At 33.8% G+C, this 5,681-nt stretch carries 7 protein-coding genes and 1 pseudogene; 5 read left to right on the top strand and 3 right to left on the bottom strand.

Features of this window, described 5'->3' with window-relative positions:
- Window positions 1–983: DUF362 domain-containing protein (locus tag ACZQCL_RS01010; protein WP_482481578.1), on the top strand; the 983-nt coding region annotated here is incomplete at its 5' end.
- 8 nt (window positions 984–991) lie between these two features.
- On the opposite strand, the gene ACZQCL_RS01005 is transcribed toward ACZQCL_RS01010, so the two are convergent.
- Both ACZQCL_RS01005 and ACZQCL_RS01000 read right to left on the bottom strand, forming a co-directional pair.
- A complete protein-coding gene (locus ACZQCL_RS01005) occupies window positions 992–1,507 on the bottom strand; it encodes an ECF transporter S component (RefSeq protein ID WP_227992742.1) in 516 nt (171 codons plus the stop codon).
- Between the two features lie 22 nt (window positions 1,508–1,529).
- Window positions 1,530–2,714 (bottom strand): MalY/PatB family protein, encoded by a 1,185-nt coding sequence (locus tag ACZQCL_RS01000; protein WP_419006041.1) that lies wholly within the window; start codon window positions 2,712–2,714, stop codon window positions 1,530–1,532.
- Between the two features lie 66 nt (window positions 2,715–2,780).
- Between ACZQCL_RS01000 and ACZQCL_RS00995 the strand changes: the two genes are divergently transcribed.
- The 3 genes from ACZQCL_RS00995 (at window position 2,781) to ACZQCL_RS00985 (ending at window position 4,903) form a co-directional block, all read left to right on the top strand.
- A complete protein-coding gene (locus ACZQCL_RS00995) occupies window positions 2,781–3,212 on the top strand; it encodes a hypothetical protein (RefSeq protein WP_482481575.1) in 432 nt (143 codons plus the stop codon).
- A 66-nt stretch (window positions 3,213–3,278) separates the two neighbouring features.
- Window positions 3,279–4,544, top strand: coding sequence for an amidohydrolase (locus ACZQCL_RS00990; RefSeq protein ID WP_288525330.1), 1,266 nt, complete (start codon window positions 3,279–3,281; stop codon window positions 4,542–4,544).
- On the top strand, window positions 4,541–4,903 hold the full coding sequence (locus tag ACZQCL_RS00985) for an arsenate reductase family protein (RefSeq protein ID WP_482481573.1): 363 nt from the start codon (window positions 4,541–4,543) through the stop codon (window positions 4,901–4,903). Before ACZQCL_RS00990 ends, ACZQCL_RS00985 begins: the two co-directional genes overlap by 4 nt.
- Here the strand turns inward: ACZQCL_RS00985 and ACZQCL_RS00980 are convergent.
- Window positions 4,840–5,409, bottom strand: a complete 570-nt coding sequence (locus ACZQCL_RS00980; protein WP_482481571.1) for a DNA-3-methyladenine glycosylase I — start codon at window positions 5,407–5,409, stop codon at window positions 4,840–4,842. The genes ACZQCL_RS00985 and ACZQCL_RS00980 overlap by 64 nt on opposite strands.
- Window positions 5,410–5,498: 89 nt before the next feature.
- Between ACZQCL_RS00980 and ACZQCL_RS00975 the strand changes: the two are divergent.
- A pseudogene (locus tag ACZQCL_RS00975) lies at window positions 5,499–5,681 on the top strand (GTP 3',8-cyclase MoaA); the annotation flags it as partial.

The raw sequence follows: 5,681 nt of genomic DNA, 5'->3' as shown, positions 1-5,681 counted from the left end.
AATTAGGAAACATTGCATATTTAAGACCAAATTATGCACGTGCTATTGTGGATGTGGTAAAAGAATTAGGGGGAAAACCATTCTTAACCGATTGTAATACTATGTATCCAGGATCAAGAAAAAATGCTTTGGAACATTTGGAGTGTGCCTGGCAAAATGGATTTACTCCACTTACTGTAGGATGTCCAATTTTGATAGGAGATGGACTAAAAGGAACAGATGATATTGAAGTGCCAGTCGTTGGTGGAGAATATTGTCAAACAGCTAAAATAGGTCGTGCAATTATGGATGCCGATGTCTTTATTTCTTTGACACACTTTAAAGGACATGAATCAACAGGCTTTGGTGGAACCATTAAAAATATAGGTATGGGATGTGGTTCGCGTGCAGGTAAAAAAGAACAACATTGTTCAGGTACTCCACATGTTGATGAAAAGCTATGTCGTGGTTGTAAACAATGCTTTAAAGAATGTGCAAATAATGGATTGGAGTATGATGAAACAACACATAAGATGCATATCAATGAAACGAATTGTGTTGGATGTGGACGTTGTTTAGGGGCATGTAATTTTGATGCGATCTCCTTCAATAACTATAATGCGAATGAATTGTTGAATAAGCGTATGGCCGAATACACAAAAGCCGTTGTGGATGGACGTCCTAACTTCCATATTTCTTTGATTGTGGATGTTTCACCAAACTGTGATTGTCATGCCGAAAATGATTTACCAATTTTACCAAATATTGGAATGTTGGCATCTTTTGATCCACTTGCCTTAGATCAAGCCTGTGTAGATTTATGTATGAAGGCAAAACCAATGCCAGGATCACAATTAGATAAACATTTACATGATCCAAACTTCTGTGATCATCATGACCACTTCACAAATTCTACGCCTGAATCAGAATGGAAATCTTGTTTAGAACATGCTCAAAAGATTGGTTTGGGAAATCGAGAATACGAGTTGATTGAAATGAAATAAACAGTAGCCTAGGCTACTGTTTTATTTAGTATACGAACTAAAATTGGAACAATGATCAATTGAATGATGATTCCAGGAAGGCAAGTGATAAAGCTTGCCGTCATAAATACAGATAGTGTATAGCCTTGTGTACTTAGTACAAACGTGTTGATTAAGCCATTCACAATTCTTCCTGCAAGCATCGCAATAATTAAACTTATGTATAATTTGGGCATTTCGTTTTTGAAATTGATGTGTTTTTCACACAAACCAGTAACTAAACCATATACAGCTAGTTCAATCATCATTTGGGGCAAAATCATAGCTGGAGGCATTCCTGTTGTCATACTTGAAAGAAATGGTGTAATAATTCCGCATGCCAAACCATAGGGAGCTCCACAAAATAATCCACAAATCAATACAGGAATGTGCATTGGTAAAAATACACTACCTCCATTTGGAATCACGTGAAAGGACATTGGAAGTAATACGCCTATCGCAATGCATAGAGCACCTGATACTAATTTTTTTGTCGTACTTTTCATAATCAGATTCCTCTTTCTTTCATTAAAAAACAAATTTCTTTAAGCGAGAAAATGCTTCTTCTACTAAAATTGTTGGTAAAGCTAAATTCATTCGAATCGTATTTGGATTCATAAATGGACGGCCATCTTGCCAACATACACCATAGTGAACCCCTTTCTTTAAAAGTTCATCCATCGTGATGTCATGTGTATCTAAATACTTTGTGCAATCTAGATACAACATATACGTTCCTTCTGGCTTAATGACTTCAATACCTTTGAAATTGTTGTGGATAAAATCAAGTGCATAATCTATATTATTCGAAATGACTTCATTTAATTCATTGACCCAATCTAATCCCTCTTTACAATAAGCGCCCATAAGAGCATGAACACTTAATATGTTGGGTGAATTGTAGTGAGATAAAGAGGCTTGTTTATTTAATCGATCACGAAGATATTTGTCGTAAACAATATGGTATGAACCGACTAAACCTGCAAGATTGAATGTTTTACTAGGGGCATAGGCCGCAATCGTTCTTTTCTTGGCATCTTCACTTATGGATTGCGTAGGAATATGTGTGTTTTCTTTACGTACTAGATCGGACCAGATTTCATCGCTAAAGACTAAAACATCATGTTTTTTACAGATATCCATAAATTTCTGGATTTCTTCTTTTTTCCATACTCTTCCCGTTGGATTGTGTGGGGAACAGAAAATCGCAAAATGGATATTATGTTTGATAATCTTCTTTTCAATATCTTCATAATCCATAGCCCAGTTATCTGCTTTCTTTAACGGACTATCAATAATTTTTCTTCCCAAATTATTCAATGTGTGAATAAACCCAATATAACATGGTGACTGCACTAAAATGGGTTCGCCACTAGCACTAAAAGCCTCAAGTGCACTGGACAAAATACCAAGAACACCATTTTCATATCCGATGGCCTCTTTTTCCACATCTATGCCATGTGTTTCTTTTTGCCAGAATTGAATGGCTTTATAGTAATCTTCTGGCATTTCAAAATATCCAAAGTGAGGCTCGTTGATTCTTTCAATCATTTGTTTTTGAATATTTTCAAAAACAGGATAGTTCATATCTGCAACCCACATAGGGATTGTAGAAAAGTTTGGGTCTACCTCTACATCTTTAATAGGTAGAACATCAAGGGCAAGGGCATCATGTCCTTTTCGATTTAAAAGAGTTGTAAAATCGTATTTCATAATAAAAAATTCTCCTTAACACAATAATAGTATAATTTTTTGGAATTTGAAATATCGAACGATATCATGTATAATGCTCGCATGACAGATAGTACTTCAACTTTAAAAAAGATTATCGACTTATTGATTGACATCATCTATAAGACACATACCTATTTCTTGAGTATGAATGACTCATTTGAAGCACAATTATCCGATAAGCAACTTCACTTCTTGATTATTGGCTTGTTGGGTATCGGAATGCTTCTTGTGATTTATCCACTATTTAAGTGGATGGCTAAAAAGAACTTAACTGTTTTAATTAGTTGGTTCTACGTATTTACTGTACTTGTAGTTATTACGTTTGCGATTGAAATAGGCCAATGGTATTCGCATACAGGCGAAATGGACTTCAATGATATTTTGGCAGGTTTGGTCGGCTATTTTGCGATGTCCTTTATATTCCTGCTTGTGGTTGCGATTATCGAATTAATAAAATCGATTTTTAAGAAGAAATAATCAAAAGTTATTTCTTTTTTTTTGATTCCATTTGTGGGATGATTAAATCAGAAAGAAGGAATGCATATGCGCACACGATTTTATAATGCATGTATACTGACAATGAAGGATTTTGATGTTTTTTCAGGGGAAGTCTGGATAGAAGATAATAAGATTATATATGTAGGAAAAGAGAAAGCTTCTACTTTTTGTTTTGACCGAGAAATAGATGTACACCAGAATCTAATTATGCCAGGATTTATTAATGCGCATACTCATTCTGGAATGACTTTTTTAAGATCAATGGCCGATGATATGCCTTTGCAGCAATGGCTAAATGAAAAGGTATTTCCGATTGAGGAAAAACTAACACAAGAAGATATTTATTTCTTTTCAAAACTTGCGATATTAGAATATCTAACGAGTGGAATCACTACAAATTTTGACATGTATTTAAATCCTGAAGCAATTGTACATGCAAGTCTTGATATGAATTATCGAACGGTATTATGTGGTGCGGTTAATGATTTTTGTCTATCTGTAGAAGATGTAGAACGTTGCTTCAATGCATACAATCAAAAAAATAGTTTGATTTCTTATATACTAGGTTTTAGTCATGAATATACCAATTCAAAAGAAAAAATTCAACAAGTTGCAGCATTATCTCATAAATATAAAGCGCCAGTTTATACACATTTAAGTGAAACAGAATATGAAGTTAATACATGCAAAGAAAAGACGGGACGCAGTCCTGTTGAATACTTATGTGATCTAGGTGTATATGACTATGGTGGTGGAGCCTTTCATTGCGTACATATGAGCGCGCATGATTTAGATTTATTCGCCGAAAAACATTTGAATGTCATCACAAATCCAGCATCCAATCTAAAACTAGCTAGTGGTATAGCTCCAATCCAATCGATGCTTCAACGAAATATCAATGTATGTTTAGGAACGGATGGGCCAGCCAGTAATAATTGTCTGGATATGTTTAGAGAGATGTTTTTAGTGACAGGACTAGCTAAATATAAAGAGAAGGATGCTTCTGCAGTTGATGCTTATGAAGTGTTGAAAATGGCAACGGTGAATGCGGCGAAAGCTTTACATTTAAATTGTGGTGTCTTAGAAGTTGGAAAGTTGGCAGATTTAATTATTTTAGATCTACATCAACCGAATATGCAGCCAATTAACAATGTCGCAAAAAATATTGTATACAGTGGATCTAAATCCAATGTAAAATGTACTATGGTCAATGGTAAAATTCTATATGAAGATGGACACTTTCATGTGGGATTTGAGATTGAGGCACTATATGATGAAGTACAAAAAAGGGTAGAGAGGTTAATGCGATGAATATACAGATTTTTGGGAAAAACAAATGCTTTGATACAAAGAAAGCACAACGCTATTTTAAAGAAAGAAATATTAAGTTTCAGTTTATTAATTTAGACGAAAAAGAAATGAGTAAGAAAGAATTTGAGAGTGTGCTTAGACAAGTTGGCATTGATTCCATGATCGATCCAAAGGCTAAGGATAAAGAATTATTGACAATGTTGAATTACTTGGCAAATAAAGAAGATAAAGTGTATCTCAATCAGCACATATTAAAAACGCCAATCGTGCGTAACGGCAAATTGGCGACAGTAGGCTACGAACCAAGTGTTTGGAAAACATGGGATTTGTCTTTGTATAAGAAACAATCTTTTTCGTGAGAATAAATCACACCGATGGCTTGAAGATAGGAGTATATAATGGTACTTCCTACAAACTTCATGCCTCTTTTTTTTAAATCATTTGATATGGAATCTGAAAGAGTCGATGTAGTTTTTCCTGTTTCATAAATAATCTTTCCATGTGTAAAAGTACATAAATAATTATAAAAAGTTTGATACTCTTCTTGAATGGATTTAAAAATCTTCGCATTTGAAATACTCGCTTTGATCTTTAATTTGTTACGAATGATATTAGGATTGTTTCTTAATTGTTCTATTTTTTCTTCATCAAATTCAATCACTTTATCAATGTCAAAGTCTTCATAAGCCTCTTTAAAAGCTTCTCTTTTATTTAGAACACACTGCCAACTAAGACCTGCCTGAAAAGATTCAAGTATCAACATTTCAAATAGATATTTTTCATCTGTATTCAATTTTCCCCATTCATAATCATGATATTCAATATATTTTGGATTGTTTAGATTACACCACGTACACCGTTTCATAATTTCATTTTAAAGTAGATAAAATGTGAATTCAATGATAAAATTGAATCAGTTGGTTATTCTCACTTGAGAATAACGGAAAGGATTTTATGCAAGATTCATTTGGTCGAAATATAAATTATATGCGAATCTCATTAACTGACAGATGTAACTATGCTTGTTACTACTGCAAGCCAGACATTTCAAAACATCTTTGTCATTCAGATATATTGACGTATGAACAACTTTTAGATATTTGTAGATGTGCCATTACTTTAGGAATCACTCGATTT

The organism is Holdemanella sp. (assembly GCF_056804935.1).
This window is presented reverse-complemented; position numbering and strand designations above follow the sequence as displayed.